Source organism: Microbacterium meiriae (genome assembly GCF_040702565.1).
In the GTDB taxonomy this organism is placed as follows: domain Bacteria; phylum Actinomycetota; class Actinomycetes; order Actinomycetales; family Microbacteriaceae; genus Microbacterium; species Microbacterium meiriae.
In genome coordinates, this window is record NZ_JBFBLJ010000003.1 from 120,283 (window position 1) to 143,926 (window position 23,644).

Annotated in this window: 21 protein-coding genes; 8 read left to right on the forward strand and 13 right to left on the reverse strand. The window is 71.7% G+C overall.

The window, feature by feature from the left end; genetic code table 11:
• Positions 1-27: 27 nt before the first annotated feature.
• A complete protein-coding gene (purU, locus tag AB0310_RS14210) occupies positions 28-879 on the reverse strand; it encodes a formyltetrahydrofolate deformylase (protein ID WP_062632982.1) in 852 nt (283 codons plus the stop codon).
• An 83-nt stretch (positions 880-962) separates the two neighbouring features.
• Here purU and AB0310_RS14215 point away from each other — a divergent pair, with 83 nt between their 5' ends.
• Complete coding sequence (locus tag AB0310_RS14215) at positions 963-2,177, forward strand: cation:proton antiporter (RefSeq protein WP_366237501.1); 1,215 nt, start codon at positions 963-965, stop codon at positions 2,175-2,177.
• Complete coding sequence (locus tag AB0310_RS14220; RefSeq protein ID WP_280564953.1) at positions 2,174-2,644, forward strand: glutaminase; 471 nt, start codon at positions 2,174-2,176, stop codon at positions 2,642-2,644. The genes AB0310_RS14215 and AB0310_RS14220 overlap by 4 nt, the downstream gene beginning before the upstream one ends.
• A 333-nt stretch (positions 2,645-2,977) precedes the next feature.
• Here the strand turns inward: AB0310_RS14220 and AB0310_RS14225 are convergent, their stop codons facing one another.
• From AB0310_RS14225 to AB0310_RS14245, 5 genes are read right to left on the reverse strand one after another with little or no spacing between them, the layout of a single operon-like run.
• Positions 2,978-3,163, reverse strand: a complete 186-nt coding sequence (locus AB0310_RS14225; RefSeq protein WP_280564951.1) for a hypothetical protein — start codon at positions 3,161-3,163, stop codon at positions 2,978-2,980.
• Between the two features lie 45 nt (positions 3,164-3,208).
• The gene (locus AB0310_RS14230; RefSeq protein ID WP_280564949.1) at positions 3,209-3,925 is read right to left on the reverse strand and encodes a glutamine amidotransferase-related protein; all 717 of its coding nucleotides are present in this window, start codon (positions 3,923-3,925) and stop codon (positions 3,209-3,211) included.
• Positions 3,926-3,965: 40 nt separating this feature from the next.
• Positions 3,966-4,715: a substrate-binding domain-containing protein gene (locus AB0310_RS14235; protein ID WP_280564947.1), complete on the reverse strand. Its 750-nt coding sequence runs from the start codon at positions 4,713-4,715 to the stop codon at positions 3,966-3,968.
• 10 nt (positions 4,716-4,725) lie between these two features.
• Positions 4,726-5,001: a hypothetical protein gene (locus tag AB0310_RS14240; protein WP_280564945.1), complete on the reverse strand. Its 276-nt coding sequence runs from the start codon at positions 4,999-5,001 to the stop codon at positions 4,726-4,728.
• Positions 4,998-6,560, reverse strand: coding sequence for a PspC domain-containing protein (locus AB0310_RS14245; RefSeq protein WP_366237502.1), 1,563 nt, complete (start codon positions 6,558-6,560; stop codon positions 4,998-5,000). The genes AB0310_RS14240 and AB0310_RS14245 overlap by 4 nt, the downstream gene beginning before the upstream one ends.
• A 114-nt stretch (positions 6,561-6,674) precedes the next feature.
• On the opposite strand from AB0310_RS14245, the gene AB0310_RS14250 reads away from it, so the two are divergent.
• Together AB0310_RS14250 and AB0310_RS14255 are read left to right on the forward strand one after the other, a co-directional pair.
• A complete protein-coding gene (locus AB0310_RS14250; protein ID WP_366237503.1) occupies positions 6,675-7,901 on the forward strand; it encodes an ATP-binding protein in 1,227 nt (408 codons plus the stop codon).
• On the forward strand, positions 7,894-8,553 hold the full coding sequence (locus AB0310_RS14255; RefSeq protein WP_366237504.1) for a LuxR C-terminal-related transcriptional regulator: 660 nt from the start codon (positions 7,894-7,896) through the stop codon (positions 8,551-8,553). The genes AB0310_RS14250 and AB0310_RS14255 overlap by 8 nt, the downstream gene beginning before the upstream one ends.
• A gap of 6 nt (positions 8,554-8,559) precedes the next feature.
• On the opposite strand, the gene AB0310_RS14260 is transcribed toward AB0310_RS14255, so the two are convergent.
• The 5 genes from AB0310_RS14260 to AB0310_RS14280 all read right to left on the reverse strand — a co-directional run bounded on the left by AB0310_RS14260 (position 8,560) and on the right by AB0310_RS14280 (position 17,082).
• Positions 8,560-8,967: a DapH/DapD/GlmU-related protein gene (locus tag AB0310_RS14260; RefSeq protein WP_025102471.1), complete on the reverse strand. Its 408-nt coding sequence runs from the start codon at positions 8,965-8,967 to the stop codon at positions 8,560-8,562.
• 81 nt (positions 8,968-9,048) lie between these two features.
• The gene (locus AB0310_RS14265; protein ID WP_366237505.1) at positions 9,049-9,822 is read right to left on the reverse strand and encodes a DNA-formamidopyrimidine glycosylase family protein; all 774 of its coding nucleotides are present in this window, start codon (positions 9,820-9,822) and stop codon (positions 9,049-9,051) included.
• Positions 9,822-10,619, reverse strand: coding sequence for an EI24 domain-containing protein (locus AB0310_RS14270; protein WP_366237506.1), 798 nt, complete (start codon positions 10,617-10,619; stop codon positions 9,822-9,824). Before AB0310_RS14270 ends, AB0310_RS14265 begins: the two co-directional genes overlap by 1 nt.
• A gap of 46 nt (positions 10,620-10,665) precedes the next feature.
• On the reverse strand, positions 10,666-15,249 hold the full coding sequence (locus tag AB0310_RS14275; protein WP_366237507.1) for an ATP-dependent helicase: 4,584 nt from the start codon (positions 15,247-15,249) through the stop codon (positions 10,666-10,668).
• Positions 15,250-15,399: 150 nt separating this feature from the next.
• Complete coding sequence (locus AB0310_RS14280; protein WP_366237508.1) at positions 15,400-17,082, reverse strand: ABC-F family ATP-binding cassette domain-containing protein; 1,683 nt, start codon at positions 17,080-17,082, stop codon at positions 15,400-15,402.
• Positions 17,083-17,365: 283 nt separating this feature from the next.
• Between AB0310_RS14280 and AB0310_RS14285 the strand changes: the two genes are divergently transcribed.
• Positions 17,366-17,641, forward strand: a complete 276-nt coding sequence (locus AB0310_RS14285; RefSeq protein ID WP_268776642.1) for a hypothetical protein — start codon at positions 17,366-17,368, stop codon at positions 17,639-17,641.
• Here AB0310_RS14285 and AB0310_RS14290 read toward each other — a convergent pair.
• Entirely contained in the window at positions 17,614-18,294 is a 681-nt protein-coding gene (locus AB0310_RS14290) for an alpha/beta hydrolase (RefSeq protein WP_187662312.1), read from the reverse strand. The two genes, AB0310_RS14285 and AB0310_RS14290, sit on opposite strands and share 28 nt — an antisense overlap.
• Positions 18,295-18,360: 66 nt before the next feature.
• Between AB0310_RS14290 and AB0310_RS14295 the strand changes: the two genes are divergently transcribed.
• Entirely contained in the window at positions 18,361-18,966 is a 606-nt protein-coding gene (locus AB0310_RS14295; protein WP_268776644.1) for a DUF4916 domain-containing protein, read from the forward strand.
• Positions 18,967-19,188: 222 nt separating this feature from the next.
• Positions 19,189-20,967: a sunset domain-containing protein gene (locus AB0310_RS14300; RefSeq protein WP_366237509.1), complete on the forward strand. Its 1,779-nt coding sequence runs from the start codon at positions 19,189-19,191 to the stop codon at positions 20,965-20,967.
• 90 nt (positions 20,968-21,057) lie between these two features.
• Here the strand turns inward: AB0310_RS14300 and AB0310_RS14305 are convergent, their stop codons facing one another.
• Complete coding sequence (locus AB0310_RS14305; RefSeq protein WP_268776646.1) at positions 21,058-22,125, reverse strand: threonine aldolase family protein; 1,068 nt, start codon at positions 22,123-22,125, stop codon at positions 21,058-21,060.
• Between the two features lie 60 nt (positions 22,126-22,185).
• On the opposite strand from AB0310_RS14305, the gene AB0310_RS14310 reads away from it, so the two are divergent.
• Positions 22,186-23,625 carry an MFS transporter gene (locus AB0310_RS14310; RefSeq protein WP_366237510.1) on the forward strand — a complete coding sequence of 480 codons (1,440 nt, stop codon included), beginning with the start codon at positions 22,186-22,188 and terminating at the stop codon, positions 23,623-23,625.
• The last annotated feature ends 19 nt before the right edge of the window (positions 23,626-23,644 follow it).

Here is a 23,644-nt window from a genome sequence, read left to right on the forward strand (position 1 = left end):
GAACGCCGACCGCTGAGCGGCGGCGCGCTACAGGATGACGGTCGAGCGGCCGTGCACGATCACCCGGTCCTCGGCGTGCCACTGCACGGCCCGGGCCAGCACCAGACGCTCGACGTCGGCGCCCCGGCTCTGCAGCTCGGCCGCGGACTCGGAGTGCGTGACCCGCGTGACGTCCTGCTCGATGATCGGCCCCTCGTCGAGGTCGGCCGTGGCGTAGTGCGCCGTGGCCCCGATCAGCTTCACGCCGCGCTCCTTCGCCCTGGCGTAGGGGTTCGCGCCGATGAACGCGGGCAGGAACGAGTGGTGGATGTTGATGACGGGGGCTTCGAGGCGCGTGATGAAGTCGTCGCTGAGGATCTGCATGTACCGGGCGAGCACGACGAGGTCGACGTTGCCGCGGAGCAGGTCGAGCTGACGCTCCTCCATCGCCTGCTTGTCCGTCGACGGGATGTGCACGAACGGCACTCCGAAGGAGCGGACGGCCTCGGCGAGGTCGGGGTGGTTCGAGACGACCATGGTGATGTCGATGTCGAGCTGACCCCGCTGCGTGCGCCACAGCAGCTCCATCAGGCAGTGGTCGTACTTCGACACGAAGATCGCCACGCGCTTGCGGCGGGCGACGTCGTGCAGCGACCACTCCATGCCGAAGCGCTCGGCGACCGTCGCGATGTCGGCCTCCAGCGCGGGGCGCGCAGCGGCCAGCCCGTCGAGGTGGATGACGGTGCGCTGGAAGAACCGCCCGCCCTCGGAGTCGGTCGAGTGCTGGTCGAGCGAGATGATGTTGGCCCCGTGCTGGGCGAGCACGCCGGCGACCGCGGCGACGATGCCGGGCTGGTCGTCGCAGGCGATCAGCAGGCGGGCGGTATCGGGCTGGGTCATGGCTGCTCCTCGGGGTGTGCATCGATTCTGCCGTGCCGCGCGGGTGGGGAGCGAATCGCCCACGGCGTCGCTACCCTGAGACCGTGGATGCGAGCGACGTCGGACTGGTGCTGATCCCGCTGCTGGCGGTGGCCGCACCGCTTCTGGCTCGCGGCGTCCGCCCGCTCGTCCGGGTGCCGATCGTCGTGTTCGAGCTCGTCCTCGGGATCCTCGTCGGCCCCGCCGTGCTCGGGTGGGTCGAACCGGGCCCCCTTCTGGAGAAGCTCAGCGACTTCGGCCTGGCGGTGCTGTTCTTCGTCGCCGGCTCGGAGATCGACTTCCGCCAAGTGGCCGGGAAGCCCCTCGCCCGGTCGTCGCTGGGCTGGCTGCTCAGCGTGCTGCTGGGCATCGGGCTCGGATTCTTCTTCGCCCCGGGCGAGGGCATGGTCGTCATCGGGATCGCGTTGAGCTCGACCGCCCTCGGCACGCTGATGCCGATCCTGCGCGATGCGAAGGAGCTGGACACCCCGTTCGGCCGTGCCATCAGCACGATCGGCGCCGTGGGGGAGTTCCTGCCGCTGATCGCGATCTCGATCTTCCTGAGCACCCGGACGACGCCCCTGGCGACGGCGGTGCTGCTGACCTTCGTCGTGCTGGCGGGACTCGCCGTCCTCGTCGCGCACCGGGTGCCGCACGGGCGCCTGCACGGCATCGTGCGCGCGACCCTCCACACCTCCGACCAGTTCGGGGTGCGCTTCGTGATCCTCCTCATCGCGGCCCTCGTCGGCCTCAGCGTGATGCTCGACCTGGACATGCTCCTCGGCGCCTTCGTCGCGGGGGCCATCTGGCGCATCATCATGGCGCGGGCGCCCGAGAAGGATGCGGCGGAGGTCGAGAGCAAGATCGAGGGTCTGGCGTTCGGCTTCCTCGTCCCGGTGTTCTTCCTCTACACGGGGGTGACCTTCGACCTGCAGGCGCTGCTGACGTCTCCCTCGGCGATGTCCCTGGTGCCGGTGTTCCTGCTGGCGCTCCTGGTGATCCGCGGATCGGCCGCCCAGCTGTCCGCCCCGGCGGGCGCGAGCGGACGCGACCGCGCCGCGCTCGGCCTGCTCGCAGCCACCGGGCTGCCGATCATCGTCGCGGTCACAGCGATCGGCGTGGATCAGGACATGCTCGACTCCGGGACCGCGGCCGCGCTGGTCGGGGCGGGCATGCTGTCGGTGCTTCTGTACCCGCTGATCGGGATGACGCTGCGGGGCGATCGTGCGCAGGTCGCCGGCCCGCGCCTCGCCGACCAGACCACGCTGGGGGAGCTGTGACCACCGCCTCCGCCCTGCTGACCCAGGCCGTGCAGGAGCTCGCCGGCGCACCCCGCGAGGGCCTCGGCGAGGAGAAGGACTCGCGCTGGCGCGGGCGGCGGATCGTCCGCGTGGGCGAGGCATGGCACCTGGGCGTGATCCTGCTCACCGACACGCATGCCCTGGCGACGGCGGAGGTACTGCGAGCCGCCGACCCCGGACGGCGGGGATACACCGCCGAGTCGGCGCGCGCACGGGCCGAGCGCCGGGCCCTCGCCCTCCGGGGCGGCTTCCACGAGGGGGATGTCGTGCACGTCGGCTGGAGCGTGATCGACGTCGACGCGGTGGATGCCGGAGGCTCCTCCGGTCCGCTCGCGCTCATCGACGGCGTGCCGTCGGTGCGCTGGAGTCAGGCGGGCGGTTTCATGCCGCTGGACGCCTACCTGCGCGAGCGCATCCCGCTGCTCCGCGGTGATGCCCCGACCTGAGACGCCCAACAAAGAATGAGAAAAGCACCGCGGGCCGGGCCAGCGGTGCCTTTCCCATCTAGTTGATCGGCGGAGCGTTACGACGCACCCAGTTCGAACGGTTCTTCTTGTACGCCCGCATCATGTACGACCGTTTGGATCCAGGGATCTTTCATCGGTAGGGCCCTCCAGAGACGCGAAGAGCGCTGAGGCACATTCGGGCTGCGGCCTCGAACCAGATCGCGCAACAATCGACTCACCCATCGATAGCTACCTTTCCTTCCACCCGCCTCACTAGGGCACCATCACCGTACAAGGGCACACATCGGCCTGTGTATCCGCTCTTCGGAGGTGTCAGATCTCTATGCGAGTGGCCCTGTCCGTCAGGCGCCATGGCACCGGAAAATCCGCAATCTTCATACCATTCGAGGACATGTGACTGACCTCATCGGCATAGGCATCCGCGTCTTCGCGGTTGTCGAAGACGCCGTAGATGCCAGCGTCATCCTCGTCGTCGAACACGATCCATACAGACTTCATCCCTGCATTCTGCCGTCGACGCCACCTCTACGCGCCGGGTATCGCTCAGCCGAACAGCTCGGCGAAGCGGCGGAGCAGGGCGGCACCCTCGGTGACCGAGGCCGCGAGGACCTCCTGCTGCACCGCGTCGAACTGGGCCGGATCGAAGTACCCCGTCGTGCGGTAGAACGTCATGCGGTCGGCGAAGTCGCGCGGCGTCGGCTCGGGATGGAACTGCGCGGCGTACAGGTGCGTCCCCACCCGGTAGGCCTGCACGGGGCAGACCGCGTTGGTGGCGAGCAGCACCGCCCCCGGCGGAGTCGTGGCGGCGCTCTCCTTGTGCGCGGTGAAGACGGTGAGTGCCGGACCGGACGGGCCGAACACGGGATCGACGGCGCCCTCCGGCGTCGTGTCGATGACGGTCGCGCTCGCCGCCTCCGGCATGGTCGTCACGACCTCGCCGCCGAGGAGGCGGGTGAGCACCCCGATGCTGAAGCACGTGAAGAAGGCGGCGATCCGCTGTTCCCGTGCGGCGCGGGCGAGCGTCTCCAGATCGGCCTCCACGCGCCGCTGCACCGGGGTCTTCTCGACGTCCGTGACGTTGAACGGCGAACCGCCGATGACGACGCCGCGGTATCGATCCAGGTGGGCCGCGGTCAGCGGCTCGTGGAGCAGGTCGAGACGATCGACCACGTCGACCCCGAGGGCCCGCCGGAACGAGGCGTGCTCGGCATCCGCCGCCCCGGTCTCGGGGCGCACGCAGACGTAGAGAAGCGAGGCCATCAGGCGATTCTAACGAGGGGGAGCGTCCCGGCCCGACGGCTTAGCGGGACGAGTTCGCGGTGCGTCCTCGGACGATCCCGACGAACGTCTCGACGTCGGGTGTGGTCCGGTCGCGCGGCCAGGCGAGGGCCACGGTCGAGACCGGGCCGTCGGCGAGGACCCGATAGTCGGCGTCCTTCCGGTGGTGCAGTCGGGCCAGTGACATCGGGACGAGGACGATGCCGACACCCGTCGCCGCCGTGGCGATCGCGTCGGCGGTCGACAGGGGTCCGACGCGTGCAGGGATGGTGCCCGGCACCTCGACCGGCCCGAGCACGTCGTCGGACAGGGAGTGCAGCACCTCGCCGTCGAGGTCGGCGGTCGTCAGCTCGTCCGCCGCGAGCAGGTGCGAATCGGTCGAGGCCACGACGACGGGGACCTCGTCGTACAGCGGGATGACGTGCAGGGCGTCGTCGTCCAGCGGGAGGCGCACGAGGGCGGCGTCGAGATCGTCGAGCGCCTCTCGCTGTCCGGGGACCTCGATCGCGACGAGCTCGAGGGCCACGTGGGGCAGGCGCCGCTTCCACGTGTCGATCCACTTGCCCGGCGTCGCTCCGGGCACGGCGCCGAGGCGGAACGTCCGCGGCTCCTCGGGTGTGGCGGTCGGAGCGTCGAACACGACCTTCTCGGCGCGGGGTGAGCGGCGCGGAGCCGGCTTCCCCTGGCGTGAGCCGCCGCCCGCGGCACGGCCCCGGTGGGCGGGTGAGCCCTTGCCGGAGCCTTTCGCGGGTCGTCGTCCCTGGTGCGCCATGGGATCCAGGCTACTCGGGGTCCTCCGAGTCCTCGGCGGGGGAGTTCCGCTGAGTCCGGCGGACCAGCCCGGCGACACCGCCCACGAGGAACAGTGCTCCCGCGGTGAGGAGCACGATCGTGAGCAGGGTGGCGGGAGTCATCGTCCCCACGCCGTCGGCCAGCGCGGCGCGGCGATCCGCGTCGGCGAGGAACCACAGCGCCCCCGCGGCGATCGCGGCGAAGGTCGTGCCCCAGATGATGGATGCCCAGCGCACCCGTGGTGCGGTGATGGTCTCGGTGCTCATTCCTGGCCCTCCTCGGGCTCCTGCAGGGTCACGACGATGACGCCGCTCGACTGGTCGATGGTCACGGGCTGGATCGTGGAGGGGCTGCCCTCCTCGGCGGAGATGTTCGCGGTGAGGACGTTCTCCTCGCCCCGTGGCCGGGTCGAGATGACGCCGGTGTCCATGACCATCGGATCGTCCGGATCGACGCGGAGCCAGCTCACCTCCACGGCGTCGCCGACAGTGCCGCGGAGCTGCAGCTGCACGCCGGCGTCGACGAAGATCTCGGTCCGCCCCGATCCCTTCTCGATCTCGATGGGGCGGGGGCCGCCGTCGTGCGGGTGGAGCTGCAGGTACAGATCGCCGAACGGCTGACGGACGTGCGCCTCCTGGTTGTTCGTGAGCGAGGCGTACCCGAGCGTGAGACCGGGCATCGTGGACAGGAAGCCGGTGAGGAGACCCGCGGCCAGCGTCAGCACGGTGAGGAAGGCCAGGGCGCCGCTGCGGCGACGGAGGGCTCCGGCCGTGATCATCGCCAGGGCCAGGACCAGTGCGCCGGACAACAGCCCCAGCGCCCCACCGACGGGTTCTCCGACGGCGAGTCCCACCCCGGCGCCGACGACGATGGCGAGGCCGAGGGCGGTCATGACGAACGGGAAGCCGGCTCGCGGGTTCGATGCGCGGCGAAGGCGTCGGCGCTCCGCGGCCTCGGCGGCGAACACGGCGGCTTCGGCCTGACGCTCCCGGCGGAGCTGGTCGCGTGCGGCGCGCTCCGCATCCTGCTGCTGACGGCGCCACGCCTGATCCTGCTCCTTCCAGGCGGCGTGCTGGGCGCGCCAGGCTTCCAGCGCGGCGGGGTCCTGCGTGCCGGGTGGCAGGGGGGCCGGAGGCGCGGGGATGGCGATGACGTCGTGCCCGACGGCGTCGGCGAGCGGAAGCGGGGGAGGCGCGTCCGCCGCCGGGGAAGGAGTGGCGTCCGCCCCCGTGGCGGGACCCGAACCCGCGAGGGGGGCGGACGCGGCCGGGTCCGCCGGATCTGCGGAAGCCCCCGGCAGATCCGGCGCGGAAGCGCCCGGAGTGCGGCGCGCGGCACGCACGATGAGGAAGAGCAAGGCGGCGGCGAGCACGAGCCCGACCACCCAGGTGAACGTCGACAGTGCCGACCAGCCGTCGTAGCCGAGGCCGAACAGGCGCCCGGTGAGCGGGGCCGTCGGGAAGAGGCCGATCACGGCGAGGGCGAGGATGCCGAGTTGCACGGGGTCGTACCGGCGCTGCAGCAGATCACGCAGATGCACGCGGCCGTCGACGTCGGGTAGTACGGCCCAGGCGAGCGCATAAAGGAACAGGGCCGGAAGACCGAAGAGGGCGGCGACGACGAGGATTCCGCGCACGATCAGCGGATCGATGCGCAGCCGGATCGCGATGCCCGCGGCCACGCCGCCGAGCCACCCGTCGGTGCGGACGACGCCGAGGCCGGCGACCCACAGCAGGAACCGATCGGCGCCGCGCGGTCGCCGGGGGGCATCCGGTGCCGGCGCGTCGTGGTCGGCGGGCGGAGGCGGAGCGGTCGGAATCGTCATGTGTCGATCCTCGCGGTCGCCGGCGCCGCGGTGCCATGGGGGGATCCCCTGAGCGCACCCTGATTCCGCGCCGGGGAGGACCCCGAGCGGGGGACAGGATGATTGGATGACGGTATGCCCTTCGCCGTCTCCACGCTCCCCGGCCCCGCGCCGGCGACCGTGCGTCCGGCGCTGACCCGCGACCGCGACGCTCTCGTGACCGGAGTGAGCGCCGGGCTCGCGCGGCACCTCGGAGTGCACGTGGGCCTTGTGCGGGCGCTGTTCGTCGCCCTGACGCTCTGCGGGGGTGCGGGCGTGCTCTTGTACGCCTGGTGCTGGACCTTCATGCCGTGGACGGAGGGGACGACGGCGCCGACGCGTCGCCTCCCGGTCGCCTGGCTCCTGCTGGTCCCCGCGGCCGTCGGCGCCCTCGTTGTCGTGGTGTGGCGCGGGGGCAGCGACTGGCTGAACGGCTCGATCCCTCCGGGGACGGCGGCCGTGGTGGTCGGCGGGACCACGCTGTGCGCGACCGCCTCCGGGCTGTGGGCGACGCTCATCGATCGCACCGACACGGCGCGCGGCCCCCGGCACACCACCACCGTCCGCATCCTCGCGGTGCTCATCCTCGGCCTCGTGGTCCTCCTGCTCCTCTCGTGGCCGATCGCCCGCTCGGGCGTCGTCCTCGTGCTGCTCCCGCTGACCGGGCTGGTCGCGGTGGTGGCTTCGGCCCTCATCCCGCGCTGGCGGGAGCTGGCCGGAGAGCGCGTGCGCCGCATCCGGGAGGAGCAGCGCAGCGTGATGGCCGCCCACCTGCACGACTCGGTGCTGCAGACGCTCGCCCTCATCCAGAATCGGGCCGGGGCATCGAGCGAGGCGGCACGGCTGGCCCGGGCGCAGGAGCGGGAGCTGCGCGCGTGGCTCTACGACGGGGACGCCCCGGCGGACAGCGACCTGCCGACCGACCTGCGCGACTACGCAGCGGCGCTGGAGATCGACCACCCGGTCCGGATCGATGTGGTCTCGGCCGGGCTGTCGGCGGAGCGGGCGAGCGGCGAGCTGGCCGCCGCGGCGCGCGAGGCGATGCTGAACGCCGCGCGGCACGCCGGCGGCGAGATCTCGGTGTACATCGAGGGGCGCATCGACGGGGTCGACGTGTTCATCCGGGATCGCGGTCCCGGGTTCCGGCTCGCCGACGTGCCCGGCGATCGCCTCGGTGTGCGGGAGTCGATCATCGGGCGCCTGCGTCGCGCGGGTGGCACGGGTTCGGTGCGCAGCGACGACGCCGGTACCGAGGTGCATCTGCGCCTGCCCACCGTCTCGTCCCCGGAGCGGGGCGCCGGCCGACAGGAGCCCCGTGGCTGACCGTCTCCGCGTCGTGATCGTCGACGACCACTCCATCTTCCGTTCGGGCCTGCGGGCTGACCTCGATACGAGCGTGGAGGTCGTGGGGGAGGCCGCAGACGTGCCCACGGCGATCGCCGTGATCGCGGAGACGGCGCCCGACGTGGTGCTCCTCGATGTGCACCTTCCGGGCGGGGAGGGCGACGACGCGACCGGCGGGGAAGCCGTGATCCGAGGGACGGGACCGACGACCACGCGCTTCCTGGCCCTCAGCGTCTCCGATGCCGCGGCCGATGTCGTGCGGGTCATCCGGGCCGGGGCGCGCGGCTACATCACGAAGGGCTCGTCAGGCGGCGAGGTGAGCGCCGCCGTGCACGCCGTCGCCGAGGGGGATGCGGTGTTCTCGCCGCGGCTCGCCGGTTTCGTGCTCGACGCGTTCGGCGCCGTCGCCGGCGAGACCGCCACCGCGACGGACGAACTCGACCGCCTCTCCTCGCGCGAGCAGGAGGTGATGCGGTTGATCGCCCGCGGCTACGCGTACAAGGAGGTCGCCGCGGCCCTCTTCATCTCGATCAAGACCGTCGAGACGCACGTGTCGTCGGTGCTGCGCAAGCTGCAGCTCTCCTCCCGCCACGAGCTCACCGCGTGGGCGTCGGAGCGGCGCCTGCTCTGAGAGCGGTCAGGCCGCCAGCCAGAGACCCTTCTGATCGGTGGCGACGGTGAGCCCCGCCGCGACCGTTTCGTCGTCGCCGATGCGGGCGCCCCGCACGATGCGGGCCCCGGCCCCGATGTCGGTGCGGACCCCGACGTGCGCGTGGTCGCCGACCGCCGCGCCCTGGCCGACGTGCGCGTGGGCGTCGATGTACGCGCCCTCGCCGATCACGGCGTCCTCGTCCACCCACGCACCGCGGGCGACGATGGCCCCCGCTCCGACGCGTGCTCCCGGTTCGATGTAGGCCCCCGCCTCGATGTGCGCCTTCGGATGCACCTTGGCGCCATGCGCGACGAGACCGCGACCGTTGGCGTGCTTGCGGTACCGCAGCGTCGCTCCGTGGTCGTTCTCGATGTCGACGTAGTTCTTGCCCACGATTCCTCCCGTGCTCCGGAGTTCTCCGGATATATCAACAACCACGAGAGGGGGAGATTCATTCCCGCGGATGGATACCGCTCAGCGCTGGCACCGAGGGCACCAGAACGTGATCCGCTCACGGGTCGGATCCGCCCCCAGCTCCCCGCGACGGATGAGCGTTCCGCAGCGTCGGCAGGGGCGTCCGGCGCGTCCGTAGACCCACGTGGACTGTCCCGGGCGGTCGATGCCGGTGAAGGTGCGGTTGCGGCGGTCGCGGTTCGCGCGGATGGTCCGCACGCCCAGGTCGAGGAGGGCGGCCACGTCGACCTCGGGAGTCGGCGTGGTCGGCAGGATTCCCCGGAGGAACAGGAGTTCTGCCGCGTACTCGTTGCCGAACCCCGCGACGTTGCGCTGATCGAGCAGGGCGACGTGGATGGCCCGGGTGTCGGTGCCGAGCCGCCGTGCGGCCTCGATCGGGTCCCAGTCGGCCGCGAGCGGGTCGGGGCCGAGGTAGCCGACGAGGTCGTCCTCGTCGCGGGTGGGGACGACCTCGACTTCGGCGATGTCCACGCCCACGGCCTCGCGTTCGGCCGTGCCGACGATCGCCCGCACCTTGAACGCGGGATGCCGCCACTTCTCACCGGGCCGGTACACGAACCACGCACCGTCCATGCGCAGATGCGAATGCAGCGTGCTCTCGCCGATCCGCAGCAGCAGGTGCTTCCCGCGGGGGACGGCGCCCTGCACCCGCTGGCCGGTCAGATCGAGGGTCGCGAAGCGCGGAACGCGGAGGTCGAAGTGCGTGACCTCCCCGCCCGCGAGGGCCTCGTCCAGGCGGCGTGCGGTACGGAAGACGGTATCGCCCTCGGGCATCAGGCGATCCCGGGTGTGCGGTCGTGCGGCACGGCCGCCCTCGCCGTCGACTGGGCGGCGGCGAGTGGAGTGCGGGCCTGCATGTCTCGCGCCAGCATCGTGCTCCCCGCGACCGCGGCCGGCATCACGGCGACGGCACCCCCGGGGATCAGGAAGCACAGCTGGGTCGCGACGCCGAAGCCGAGCACGCGGGCGCGACTGCCGGAGAACAGCGCGGCGCGGGCGGCGGGGCTGAGGTCACGGGCGTCGAAGGCGCGACCGGTCAGCTCCCGCGCCAGCAGGCGGCCCGTGAGGACGACACCGGAGACCGCTCCGAGGACACCGCCGACGCCGGGCACCAGGCCGATGAGGAGCACGAGGAGCGCGATCAGGATGCCGAGCACGACGAGCCGGAGGCCCTCGCCGACGGTCGTCCAGAAGCTGCCGCCATCCGCAGGAGGCGGGTCGCCGAGGTCCTTCTCGACGGCGTGCCAGATGCGCTGGTAGAACGGGTCGCCGATCGTGAGGGTGAGAGCGCTGAACACGGAGCTGGCCAGAGCGAGTGCGGCGGCGACGACGACGAGGCCGACCGCGGTCCGCAGGACGCCGCGCCAGGGCTCCACCCAGCCGTCGGCGAACGGGGTGAGCCAGGATGCCAGCGAGGGCATCGACAGGATCAGCGGCACGAGGACGGCGGCGAGGAGGACGAGCGCGATGATCGCGGGGACGAGCCCGAGCGCCATCAGCCCCGGACGGGTGCGCCACACGCCGAACCCGCGGAACAGGGTGCGGACGCCGGCGGCGAACTCTCGGATCATGGCTCCAGGGTAGGGGTGGGTCGATGGTGGTCGTGGTCAGGCCGGGTCAGACGGCCTTGCGGAGGGTGAAGCCGCGCGGTGTCTGCACGAAGCCCGCCTCCTGCAGAGCCCGCCCGAGGATCGTGCCGTACACCCCCTCGCCGTTCACCTTCTCGACGGTCAGGGTGTCGAGGCGGCGGTCCCTGGCTGTCGTCGCGAGGTCGGCGGCGGCGGCCTGCAGCACCTCCTCGTCGTCCGTGAAGCACAGCACGGTCCGTCCGCCGCGCTCGAGCGACAGAACGAGCGCGCCGTCGACGAGCACCACGAGCCCGCCGGCCTTGCGCCCCGGGCGATGCGAGACGCCCTCGAGCTTCGGCCACCCGAGCGCCGCGCCGTAGGGGTTCGCGGGGTCGGTGGCCGCCAGGGTGACGGCCTTCCGCGGCGGCGGATCGGCGAGACCGGCGTAGGTCCGCAGACGGTCGACCGTGGCCGATGCCGCGAACTGTGCGGCCCCGAGCTTCTCGATCACGTAGCCGCGGCGGCAGTGCCCCGCCTCCTCGAACCCGGCCAGCACACGGTATGCCTGCGCGAAACCGCCAGGCACGCCCTCCGACTGCACGGCCCCGCGGGTGACGACGCCATACCGGTCGAGGAGCAGGCCGGCGGTGACGGTCGCGCGGCGCGCCGGGTCGGTCTCGACCTCGGGGAGCAACGACCAGCGTCCGCCGATCGAGGTCGGTCGAGGAGCCGTGCGCGTGAGGGACATGCCGCGATAGGTGCGCGCACGCGGAGCACGGCGCTTGACCTTATGGGCCTGGGAGCCGCCGGTCAGCAGCGAGCGGATCGGCGCGAACGTGTCGTTCGTCACATGCCCCGACCAGGTCAGAGACCACAGCGCCTCCAGCACGGACTGCTCGTTCTCGGCGCCGGTCATCTCCTTGAGCTGCGCCGCGAAGTAGGCGCCGCCCGCCGCGAGGGCCGCGAGGAGGCGCGCTTCCAGCGACTCCGCGGCGATCTCCGCGTCCGGATCGGGCAGCGTGAACGGGGCGAGATCGGCGGGGTGCAGTGAGACCCACCCGTCGCGCCCGGGGAGCGTGCCGTGTCCGGACCAGATCACCTCGCCCGCGGCCGTGAGCTCGTCGAGCATCGCCGGGGAGTAGTCGCGCACCCGCGATGGCAGGACGAGCGACTCCCAGGCGCTGGCCGGGATCGGGACGCCGGCGAACTGCTCGATCACCGTGAGCACGCCGTCGATGCCCTCCAGGGGGCGACCGAGATGCTGCCAGTCCGGAAGGAACCGCGCGTACGCCTCGGGCGAGACGGGTTCGACGGATCCGCGGATCGCCGCGAGCGACCGCATGCGCAGGCGCCGCAGGACCTCGGTGTCGCACCACTCGATGTCGTCGCCGCTGCCGGCCGCGGTGGGGAGGAAGTACCCGCTCGTGAGGCGGCCGTTCGTCTCCAGGCGCTGCAGGGTGTGCCGCGCGACGGCGGCGCCGAGGCCGAACCGCTCGGCGACGGCCGTGGTCGTGAAGGGGCCGTGGGTGCGGGCATGACGGGCCACGAGGTCGCCGAGGGGATCCGCCAGGGGCTCGAGGAACGCGACGGGGATGCCGGTCGGCAGGGCGGCCCCGAGCGCATCCCGCAGGCGCCCTGCGTCTTCGATCGCGGCGACCCTGGACACTCCGGCGATCGTGACCGGGATGGCCCGCCGCGCGGTCACGAGGTCGTCGAGCAGTGCCGCCGCGGTCGTCCCGTCGGTGGAGTCGGGATCGAGGCGCGCGGCGACCTCGTCAGCGTCGAGCGGGCCGAGCAGCCGGAGCAGGTCGGCGACGCCCTCCAGGCCGCGCGCCCGGCGTTCCGGATCGAGCCGCTGGGCCTCGCGCTCGAACTGGGCGATGACGTCGGGGTCGAGGAGCTCGCGCAGCTCGACCGTGCCCAGCAGCTCGCCCAGCAGCGCCGGGTCGACGGAGAGAGCGGCGGCGCGGCGTTCCGCGAGCGGTGAGTCGCCCTCGTACATGAACGCCCCGACATAGCCGAAGAGGAGGTCGCGCGCGAAGGGCGACGGCTGCCCCGGCTGCGTCTCGACGAGGCGGATGCGGCGGTCGGCGATGCTCGTGGCGAGCTTGCGCAGCGACGGCAGATCGTAGACGTCCTGCAGCACCTCGCGCAGGGTCTCCAGGATGACGGGGAAGGTGGGATGCCGGCGCGCGACCTCGAGGAGTTGCGCCGAGCGCTGGCGCTGCTGCCACAGCGGCGTCCGGCGGTTGGGGTTCGTGCGCGGCATGAGCAACGCCCGCGCGGCGCACTCCCGGAACCGCGAGGCGAACAGCGCCGAGCCGCCGACCTCCTGCGTGACGAGCTGTTCGAGCTCATCCGGATCGAAGACGAACAGCTCCGCGCCGGGCGGTTCCGACTCGGCGTCGGGGATGCGGACGATGATGCCGTCGTCGCTCGCCACCGCGGAGCCCTCGACGCCGAGGCGCTCTCGCACCCGTGCGTTGATCGCCAGCGCCCACGGCGCATGCACCTTCATGCCGTACGGGGAATGGAGGATGACGCGCCAGTCGCCGACCTCGTCGTGTCCGCGCTCGACGGTCAGCGTGCGGTCCGTCGGCAGGGTACCCGTGGCCTCTCGCTGCTCGGAGAGGTGGGCGAGGAGGTTCGCGCGCGCCTGTTCGTCGAGTCCGGCGGCGATGAGGCGCTGCTCCGCCTTCTCCGGCTTCGCGGCGGACACCTCGCGGGAGAACGCCCCCAGTGCCTCGCCCAGCTCGAACGGACGCCCGATGCCGTCGCCGTGCCAGAACGGGACCTTTCCCGGCTGGCCGTAGGCGGGGATGACGTTGACCCGGTCGTGGGTGATCTCGGCGATGCGCCAGCTCGTGGTCCCCAGGGTGAACACGTCGCCGACGCGGGACTCGTAGACCATCTCCTCGTCGAGCTCGCCCACTCGGGCGCCCGTGGACTCGCCGGCCACGAAGACGCCGAACAGGCCGCGGTCGGGGATGGTGCCGCCGCTGGTGACCGCGATCCGCTGTGCGCCCGGGCGGCCGGTGAGCGTGCCGGCATCGCGATCCCAGACGAGTCGCGGCCGCAGCTCGGCGAACTCGTCGGAGGGGAAACGGCCGGCCAGCAGGTCGAGGGTGGCCTCGTACGCGGAGCGGGGGAGCGACTGGAACGGGGCGGACCGGCGGACGGTCTCGAACCACTCCTCGACGCTGATGGCGCCGAGGGCGCTGGCCGCGACGGTCTGCTGGGCGAGGATGTCGAGCGGATTCCGCGGCACCTGGATCGCCTCGATCTTCCCCGCCAGCATCCGCTCCGTCACGATCGCGGTGTGCAGCACGTCGCCGCGGTGCTTGGGGAACAGGGCCGCGCGGCTGATCTCGCCGACCTGATGCCCGGCGCGACCCACGCGCTGGAGTCCGGAGGCCGCGGACGGCGGCGCCTCCACCTGGATCACGAGGTCGACGGCGCCCATGTCGATGCCGAGCTCCAAGCTGCTCGTGGCGACGACGCACCGGAGCACGCCCGACTTCAGCTCCTCCTCGACCTGCGCACGCTGCTCTTTCGACACCGAGCCGTGGTGGGCCTTGGCGAGCACGGGATCGGCGCCCGCGGTGGACCCGGCCTGCGCCATCATCGCGGCGGGCACGGTCGGCTCCGGAAGCGCGACGCCGATCCGTTCCGCGTAGATCTCGTTCAACCGTCCGGTCAGCCGTTCGGCGAGGCGGCGGGAGTTCGCGAAGACGATGGTCGAGTTGTTCTGGAGGATGCGGTCGACGATCGCCTCCTCGACGTGCGGCCACACCGACCCGGTGACCTCGGTGTACTCCGCGTCGATGCCCGGCGCCTCCGGCGGGGCCCCGGGTGGCGGCGGCGGGTTGGTCATGTCGTCCATCGGCACGACGACACCGAGTTCGAAGGTCTTCGATGCCGGCGGGGCGACGATCTCGACCGGATCACCGCCGCCGAGGAAGCGCGCCACCTCGTCGATGGGGCGCACGGTGGCGGACAGGCCGATCCGCTGCGCTGCGGTCTCCGCACCGTGGGAGCGACGGAGGGCGTCGAGGCGCTCCAGGCTCACCGCGAGGTGCGCGCCGCGCTTGGTGGCGGCGACGGCGTGCACCTCGTCGATGATGACGGTGTGCACGTCGCGCAGCGTCTCGCCCGCCCTGCTCGTGAGCATCAGGTACAGCGACTCGGGCGTGGTGATGAGGATGTCGGGCGGATCGGACACGAGCTTGCGCCGATCGCTCGATGTCGTGTCGCCCGAGCGGACGCCCACCGTGATGCCGGGGGCGGTGAGGCCGAGCCGCCGGGCGGACTGCCCGATGCCGATGAGCGGCGAACGCAGGTTGCGCTCCACGTCCACGCCGAGGGCCTTGAGCGGGGAGATGTAGAGGATCCGCGTCCGGGACCCGTCCTTCTTCGGCTCCTCCGGCGCGTCGGCGCGCTCGCGGAACACGCTGTCGATGGCCCAGAGGAACGCCGACAGCGTCTTGCCGGATCCTGTCGGCGCCACGACGAGGGCATGCTTGCCGGCGGAGACCGCCTCCCACGCGCCCGCCTGGGCCGGTGTGGGGGCGGTGAAGGCACCCCGGAACCAGTCCTGTGTGGCCGGGGTGAAGCGGTCGAGCACGTCGCTCATGTCTCCATCATTCCCGACCCCACCGACATCCGGCTCGGACCTTGACAGCCCCCTCTCCCGCCCGCACGACCCGGTCCCGCCCGCACGACCGAACCGTGGTTCCGGTCGTGCAGGCGGACAAGGGTCGTGCAGACGGAATGGATGACGAGGTCACACGACCTCCTGCAGCACGCCGTCCGCGTCGATCTCGAGCGTGAGGTCGAGGTCGAGCCGGTCGAGGAAGGCGTCGTCGTGACTCACCACGAGCACCGCGCCGCGGTAGGCCCGCAGCGCCTCGACGAGCTGGTCGACCGTGTCGAGGTCGAGGTTGTTCGTCGGCTCGTCGAGGACGACGAGGTGCGGAGCCGGATCCGTGAGGAGCAGCCGGGCCAGAGCGACCCGGAACCTCTCCCCGCCGGACAGCGCGGACACCGGACGGTCGGCCGTCCCGCCCCGGATGAGGAACCGCGCGAGCCGATTGCGGAGCTCCTTCTCCGGGACCTGCGGTGCCGCGGCGGCGACGTTCGCGAAGACGGAGAGGCTCTCGTCGAGACCGTCGACGCGCTGCGGGAGGTAGCCGATCCGGTCAGTGAGCGCCTCCGCCCGGAGCTCCGGCCGTTCACAACTCAGGAGATCGCGCCCGATCTCCGCCTCCGGCGTCGGATTCGGACGTTCCGGCGCCTCTTCTCCTGAGTTGTGCACGGCCCCGTCGACCAGCCGCTCCAGCAGGGTCGTCTTGCCGGCGCCGTTGCGTCCGACGAGGGCCACGCGCTCCGGACCCTGGATCACCCACGACCGCTCGGGCCCGCTCAGCTCGGCGATCCGCCGACTCCGTGACACGTCGGGGTCCGGCAGCTCGATCTTCATCGACGCGTCGGACCGCACCCGCCGTCCCGCCGCATCGTGTGCCGCACGTGCCGCGTCCTCCTTCGCGCCGACCTCGGTGCGCAGCTTCCCTGCGGACACCTCGGCGGCCATCTTCCGACCGTGCGCGATGATCTTCGGAACGCGCTTCTCGACCTCGGCCTTCTTGGCGGTGCGGGCCCGGTGAGCGAGCTTGACCTCGGCCTCGATCCGCTGCCGCTTCTCCTTGCGGAGCACCTGGGCGGCGGCGACCTCGGCCTGCTTCGCCGCGTCCTGTTCCGCATCCAGCCACGCGCGCCACTCGGAGTACGGCCCGCCGAACACCGAGAGGTTCCGTCCGTAGAGCTCGGCGGTGTCGTCCATGAGCTCGAGCAGTGCGAGGTCGTGGCTCACGACGATGAGCGTGCCCTTCCACGACTGCACCATCGCGGCGAGGGTGGCCCTGGCGTCGCGATCGAGGTTGTTCGTCGGTTCGTCGAGGAGCGTGATGGGTGCCCGCCGCAGCCGGATCCCGGCGATCGCGACGAGCACGGCCTCCCCGCCGGACAACTCGCCGACCGTGCGGTCGAGGAACGCGGGGACGAGCCCGGCCTCCGCGAGGGAGGCCTCCGCCCGTGCCTCGATGTCCCAGTCGTCGCCGACCGCGTCGAAGTGCGCCGGGTCGACGTCGCCCGCCGTGATGGCGCGCACGGCGTCGAGGGCCGCCGTCACTCCGAGGAGGTCGGACACCCGGCGGTCCACGTCGAGCGTGAGCTGCTGGGGGAGGAAGGCGACCTCGCCCGAGGTGTTGAGGGATCCGGAAGTGGGGTCGAGTTCCCCGGCGATCAGTCGGAGCAGGGTGGACTTGCCGGCGCCGTTGCGGCCGACGAGGCCCGTGCGCCCGGCACCGAAGGCTCCGGAGACGCCGTCGAGCGCGACCGTGCCGTCCGGCCAGGTGAAGGAGAGCCGGTCGAGGACGACCGAGGCGTGCGAGGAAGAGGGGTGTGACATGGGGTGTCTCCTGTCGAGTGCGAGGGTGCACTGACACCGAGCCCCTGCCGGGCCGTGGAGTCACGGAAGCGGAGGAGGGCGTCTGCCGGGGAGTCGGCGATCGTCGGGTCAGCGCGCGAGAAGAGGGGCGCGGAGGCGACGATTCAGATCAAAGGACTTCCAGACACGGCGGACAGGACGCCACGACGATACCCGGGCGTGTCGCGTCGTGCAACTCCCGGGCGTGTCGCGGGTCCGTCGCGCGGGGGATGCGGGGGCGCTCGCGGGCTTCTACCGTGGAGGCATGGCAGACGATCGGAACCCCAGCCCGGAGGAGATGCGCGCCAGGACCGGCCTCGGCATCGGTCTCGCGGTCGGCATGGCCATCGGTGTCTCCATGGGCGTCGCGTTGCAGAACTGGGCGCTCGGCCTCGTCTTCGGCGTCGCCATCGGCATCGCGCTGTCCGTGGCTTTCCGCGGATCGGGAGGCAGCGTCGAGAAAGGGTCGGACGGCGCCGACGCCGTCGACGGCCCGGACTCCGGCGACGACACTCAGGACGGCCGAGGCCCCTCCGCCTGATCCGCGTCGATCCCCGCGACCCAGGTCGTGAGGAAGCGGTGGACGTCGCCGAGCTCCTCCTCGGAGATGCTGTGGGTGAGGCCGCTGTAGACGCGGCCGGAGAGGGTCGTGTGCGCGGGGAGCCATTGCGCCGTGTGGGCGATCAGCGGTGCGGGGATGACGTCGTCGTGCGTGCCGCGGCCCCAGAACACCGGAGGGCTGACCTCCGCCAGATGCTCGTCCTGGGGAAGGGCGTCCGGGGCGGCGTACCCGCTCAGTGCGACGACCGCACCGAACCGCTCGGGCGCGAGCCGCAGGGCCTGGAGGGATACCGCGGCACCCTGGGAGAACCCGAGCAGCGCCACCGACGGCGCGTCCGCCGCGGCCTCGTCGAGCCAGCGTAGGAACGCCTCGGCCGCGAGGGTGACGGCGGCGGAGCTGCGTCCGTCGAGCCCCTCGATCGGGTACCAGGAGCGACCGGGGGTCGGCCACGGCGGGGCGAGCGGAGCAGCGACCGAGGCCACGGCGATGCCGGAGGGCAGATACGGGACGAGGCCGAAGAGGTCGTGCTCGTCGGCGCCGTACCCGTGCAGCAGGACGAGCAGCGGGAGCCCGGCGGGGTCAGGGGGCGACCAGCGCGTCGCGGCAGCGTCGATCGTCAGGTTCTCGGTCACACCGTCATCCTGCCAGGGCTCGCGCCGGTGCTCCCCATCGACGAGGACGGCTGGTAGAAAGGAGGCATGGCGGTGCGCACACCCGATCCGGAGCCGGAGCCCGACGACGAGGGCCTCGGTTCGTTCCGCGACGCGAACCCGCCGAGCCCGGACGCGAACCCCGGCTGGCTGAGCGACGTCGAGCTGGAGGAGGCGCGGCGCCACCTTCCGATGCTCTACGTCGAGGCGATCCCCGTGCGCACAGACGGCTCCGGTCAGGTCACAGAGATCGGTGTGCTGCTGCGCTCCACCCCGCTCGGCGAGATCACGCGCACGATCGTGTCGGGCCGCGTGCGCTTCGGCGAGACGATCCGCGACGCGCTGTTCCGTCATGTCGAGAACGACCTGGGTCCCATGGCCTTCCCGCTGCTGCCGCCGCAGCCGCTGCCGTTCACGGTGGCCGAGTACTTCCCGATCCCGGGGGTGAGCGCGTACCACGACGACCGTCAGCACGCCGTCTCCCTCGCCTTCGTGGTGCCTGTGACCGGCACGTGCGAGCCGCGTCAGGACGCGCTGGAGGTGACGTGGTTCTCCCCGGAGGCCGCCGCCTCCGATGCCGTCGCCGCCGAGATGGAGGGCGGCCGCGGCACCCTCATCCGGCACGCGCTCGCCAGCCTCGGCCTCCTCCGCTGACCCTCTTCGCGCCCTCCCCGACGAGACCCCGGCTTCGCGTCGAGACCCCGGGCTTGACCCGTGCGGAACGCGGGGTTTCGACGGCGGCCCGGGGTCTCGGCGAATGGCGCAGGAATCCGAGCTTGTCCTCGGAGCGTGGGAGCGGTATTCATGACGAAGGTGATCTGTTCAGAACGCCCTGATCCGCGCGGTCATCGACCGCGTCCGTCCCGAAGGATGCTCATGGCGTTCGCCGCTCCTCTCCGCACCCTCCGCGCGCTGGCCGTCACGGTCGCCGCCGCGCTCCTCGCCTCCGGGCTCGTCTTCGTCGCGGCACCCGCCAGTGCGGCGGTTGCGCCCGACCCGGCCTTCCCCGGGGTCGCCGAAGCGCTTCCCACGGCAGTGGAAGCGGCCGCGGAGATCGCCGCCGCTCCCGGTGAGACGGATCCGGACGGCACCGCCGTCGTCTCCGGACAGGTCACGTTCCCTGACGGCACCGATCTGAGCGCGGGACGGACCTTCGTCGCGGCCTATGCACCCGGGGCGGATGCCGGTTCCCCGCTCGCGGCCGTCGGCGTGACAGACGGGTCGTACTCCCTGCGCGTCCCGCAGGGCGACGTCGTCCTCGGTGTGGTGTCGGAGGGACGCGCCGTCTTCGATCAGGGGGGCCCGCAGGTCGGCGAGGTCGTGTCTGTGGGGCCCGACGGGTTCGTGCGCGACGTGGTGCTCGAGCGCTCCGCCCTCGTCTCCGGGCGCGTCACCGCGCCGACCGGCGTGGACATCACCGGGCAGCGGGTCGTCGTCGCCGTCTACCCGGCGGCCGGAGCCGGAGCCGCGGTCGCCGCCGCCAACGTCGTGACGGACGCCGGTACGTTCGCGGTCGGAGGGCTGCCGGCGGGCGAGTATCGCGTCGCCTTCGTATCGTCGGTCGCGGGCGCGGTCTCGGAGTGGTGGCAGGACGCACCTCGATTCGAGAAGGCGCGGCCGCTCGTGCTGGCTGCAGGGGAGGCGCGGCCGGGGATCGATGCCGCGCTCGAGGCGCTGCACCGCATGGAGACCTCGGTGCCCACGATCAGCGGTACGCCCGTCGTCGGACAGACCCTTCGAGCGCTCCCCGGAGCCTGGACCGCGGGTGCCGCGCTCAGCTACCAGTGGTACGCGAACGGAAAGGCGATCGCCAAGGCGACGGCCTCCTCCCTCACGCTGACGACGGCGCACGCGGGGACGCGCATCACCGTTCAGGTGACCGGGAAGAAGGCCGCCTTCGCGTCGGCGACGGTCGGCTCGGCTGCGACGGCCGCGGTGCTCCGCCCGCTCGTCGCCCCGACACCGTCGATCACCGGAACTCCGACCGTCGGGCAGACCCTCAAGGTCAGGACCGGAACCTGGACGGCGGGAACACGGCTGACGTATCAGTGGTACATCAACGGTGCCGCTGTCGCACGAGCCACCGCGGCCTCGTTCACGCTTCCGTCGTCGGCGGCCGTGAAGACGGTGACCGTCGTCGTTTCCGGGACCAAAGCCGGGTACGCCGCCGCATCACGGCGCTCGAAGCCGACGGCCGCGGTGAAGGGGATCCTGTCCGCACCGACGCCTCGGATCACCGGATCCGCGATCGTGGGCTCCCGCCTCACGGCCGTCCCGTACACCTGGACGAGCGGCACCCGGCTGAGCTACCAGTGGTACATGAACGGGCGGGCGATCTCCCGTGCGACCGGCTCGACGCTCGTCGTCACCCCGGCGATGGTGAAGGCGAGGATCACGGTCCGGGTCACCGGCACGAAGAGCGGCTACATCTCCGCCGCGCGCACATCGGCTCGTACGGCCGCCGTCGTCTATCCGGGGCGCACCACGCCGATCTCGACCTGGAACTGCCCCGCGTGGGCTCCCATCAAGGGCAACGCGCAGTCGATGATCTATCACGTGCGGAGCGGGGCGTACTACGCGAAGACGAAGCCGGAGGCGTGCTTCTCCACGGAGAGCGCCGCCGTCAAGGCCGGCTACCGCAAGTCGAAGCGCTAGGCGACCTTCTCCCGCCGAGACCCCGGTTTCGCGCCCACACCCCGGCGTAGACGCGCGAGCACCCTGGGGTCTCGACGCGAACCCGGGGTGTCAGGGGCGCGTGAGGCGGGCGAGGGCGTCGACGAAGGCGTCCACGTCGGACTCCTCGGTGTCGAAGCCGCACATCCAGCGCACCTCGCGGCGCGCCGCGTCCCAGTCGTAGAAGCGGAACACGTCGCGGAGCTGATCGGCGACGCCCTCCGGCAGAGTCGCGAACACGCCGTTCGCCTGCGTCGGCTGCGTGAACTCCACTCCGACGATCGACCCGTCGGCGAGACCGTCCTCGATCCGCCCGCGGAGCCGGGCCGCCATGGCGTTGGCGTGCCGGGCGTTGCGCAGCCACAGGTCGCCGTCGAGCAGGGCGATGAGCTGCGCCGAGACGAACCGCATCTTCGACGAGAGCTGCATGTTGAACTTGCGCGCGTAGTTGAGGCCGACGGCGGCCTCCGGGTTCAGCACGACGATGGCCTCGCCGAGCATCGCGCCGTTCTTCGTGCCGCCGAAGGTCAGCACGTCCACCCCGACGTCGGTCGTGAACGCCCGCAGCGGGAGGTCGAGGGCGGCGGCCGCGTTCGACAGGCGCGCGCCGTCGACGTGGAGCTTCATGCCGCGCGCGTGGACGTGATCGGCGATCGTGCGGATCTCCTCCGCCGTGTACAGCGTGCCGAGCTCGGTGGACTGCGTGATCGAGACCACCAGCGGCTGCGCGCGGTGCTCGTCGCCCCAGCCCCAGGCCTCGCGGTCGATGAGGTCGGGGGTGAGCTTGCCGTCGTCGGTGGGGACTGTGAGGAGCTTGAAGCCGCCGATCTTCTCGGGCGCTCCGCCTTCGTCGACGTTGATATGGGCGGTCGAGGCCGCGATCACGGCACCCCAGCGCGGCAGCATCGACTGCAGGCCGGTGACGTTCGCCCCGGTGCCGTTGAACACCGGGTACGCCGCGGCGGTGTCGCCGAAGTGCGCCTGGAACACCTCCTGCAGGCGGGCGGTGTAGGCGTCCTCGCCGTAGGCCACCTGGTGGCCCCCGTTCGCGGCCGCGAGGGCCGCCAGGACCTCGGGGTGGATGCCGGAGTAGTTGTCACTGGCGAAGCCCCGGATGGCGGGGTCGTGCGGGATGCTCACCGGACAAGCCTAATCGCCTTCCCCTACCGGATGTCGGAAGCCCGCTCTACCCTCGAACCCATGGAGCGCAGCGCGGCGAAGACCGCTTTCGCGAACGTCCTCGTCAACACGTTGATCGCCAACGTCACGACGAGCTTCCTGTGGTTCGCCCTCACGTTCTGGGTCTACATCGAGACCCGGTCCGTGCTGGCCACGGGCATCATCGGTGGTGCGTACATGCTGTTCGTCGCGTTCTTCGCGATGATGTTCGGCACCATCGTCGACCGGCACCGCAAGCACCGCGTCATGCTGCTGTCGAGCGTCATCTCCGCGGCGGCATTCCTCGTCGCAGGCGTGCTCTACCTCTGGCAGCCCGAGGCCTCCCTGCTCGACCTCGGCGGACCGTGGTTCTGGCTCTTCTCCGGCGTCATCCTGTTCGGCGGGGTGATCGAGCAGCTCCGCAACATCGCGCTGTCCACGACGGTGACGTTGCTGGTGCCGGAGGAGAAACGGGCCAACGCCAACGGTCTCGTCGGCACCGTTCAGGGGATCGCGTTCCTCGTCACGAGCGTCTTCTCCGGCCTGTCGATCGGCTTCCTCGGCATGGGGTGGACGCTGGGAATCGCGATCGCGGCGATGGCCCTCACGTTCGCGCACCTGCTGTTCATCCGGATACCGGAGGCGGAGCCCGAGGTCGATCCGGAGGCGAAGAGCGCCGTCGACTTCCGCGGCAGCGTCCAGGCGATCGGCCAGGCGCCCGGACTGTTCGCGCTCATCGTCTTCTCGACCTTCAACAACCTCATCGGCGGCGTCTACATGGCGCTCATGGATCCGTACGGACTCACGCTGTTCGACGCGCAGATGTGGGGGTTCGCCCTGGCCTTCGCCTCGACAGGTTTCCTCATCGGTGGGGGACTGGTGGCCAAGTTCGGCCTCGGCAGGAAGCCCGTCCGCACGATGCTCCTCGTCGTGATCGCGATGGGGCTCCTCGGCGCGATCTTCATGCTGCGCGAGTGGTGGCCCCTGTACGTCCTCGGCATGTGGGTGTACATGGCGCTCGTGCCGCCCGTCGAGGCCGCGGAGCAGACCGTCATCCAGAAGGTCGTGCCGTTCGCGCGCCAGGGACGGGTGTTCGGTACTGCGGCCGCGATGGAAGCGGCGGCGGCTCCGATCACCGCCTTCCTCATCGCCCCGATCGCCGAGTTCCTCGTGATCCCGTACATGGACAGCGCGCAGGGGCAGCGGCAGTGGGGGTGGCTCCTCGGCGAAGGCGAGGCGCGGGGCATCGCACTGATCTGCCTCTTCGCGGGGCTGATCATGGTGGTCGCCGCGAGCCTGGCCTTCTTCACCCGGTCGTACCGCACCCTCACCGAGCTGTACGCCACCGCCCCGGATCCGGCACCGGAGGAGGCGCAGGCTCAGGATCCCGCCGTCGACGACGCGGAAGGGGTGAACGACAGGCCGGACACGCATCGCGACGCCCCGCCGATCGTCCCCGGGATACCGCCCGAGTCCCGGTGACGGCGAATGACGGCGCGGA

Coding starts and splice junctions, on each gene's coding strand:
- AB0310_RS14245 (WP_366237502.1), bottom strand. CDS start 6,560: ATGACGATTCCGACCGCTCCGCCTCCGCCCGCCGACCACGACGCGCCG.
- AB0310_RS14265 (WP_366237505.1), bottom strand. CDS start 9,822: ATGCCCGAGGGCGATACCGTCTTCCGTACCGCACGCCGCCTGGACGAG.
- AB0310_RS14235 (WP_280564947.1), bottom strand. CDS start 4,715: ATGGCGCACCAGGGACGACGACCCGCGAAAGGCTCCGGCAAGGGCTCA.
- purU (WP_062632982.1), bottom strand. CDS start 879: ATGACCCAGCCCGATACCGCCCGCCTGCTGATCGCCTGCGACGACCAG.
- AB0310_RS14230 (WP_280564949.1), bottom strand. CDS start 3,925: ATGGCCTCGCTTCTCTACGTCTGCGTGCGCCCCGAGACCGGGGCGGCG.
- AB0310_RS14270 (WP_366237506.1), bottom strand. CDS start 10,619: ATGATCCGAGAGTTCGCCGCCGGCGTCCGCACCCTGTTCCGCGGGTTC.
- AB0310_RS14295 (WP_268776644.1), top strand. CDS start 18,361: ATGGCGGTGCGCACACCCGATCCGGAGCCGGAGCCCGACGACGAGGGC.
- AB0310_RS14275 (WP_366237507.1), bottom strand. CDS start 15,249: ATGAGCGACGTGCTCGACCGCTTCACCCCGGCCACACAGGACTGGTTC.
- AB0310_RS14240 (WP_280564945.1), bottom strand. CDS start 5,001: ATGAGCACCGAGACCATCACCGCACCACGGGTGCGCTGGGCATCCATC.
- AB0310_RS14285 (WP_268776642.1), top strand. CDS start 17,366: ATGGCAGACGATCGGAACCCCAGCCCGGAGGAGATGCGCGCCAGGACC.
- AB0310_RS14225 (WP_280564951.1), bottom strand. CDS start 3,163: ATGAAGTCTGTATGGATCGTGTTCGACGACGAGGATGACGCTGGCATC.
- AB0310_RS14300 (WP_366237509.1), top strand. CDS start 19,189: ATGGCGTTCGCCGCTCCTCTCCGCACCCTCCGCGCGCTGGCCGTCACG.
- AB0310_RS14250 (WP_366237503.1), top strand. CDS start 6,675: ATGCCCTTCGCCGTCTCCACGCTCCCCGGCCCCGCGCCGGCGACCGTG.
- AB0310_RS14280 (WP_366237508.1), bottom strand. CDS start 17,082: ATGTCACACCCCTCTTCCTCGCACGCCTCGGTCGTCCTCGACCGGCTC.
- AB0310_RS14310 (WP_366237510.1), top strand. CDS start 22,186: ATGGAGCGCAGCGCGGCGAAGACCGCTTTCGCGAACGTCCTCGTCAAC.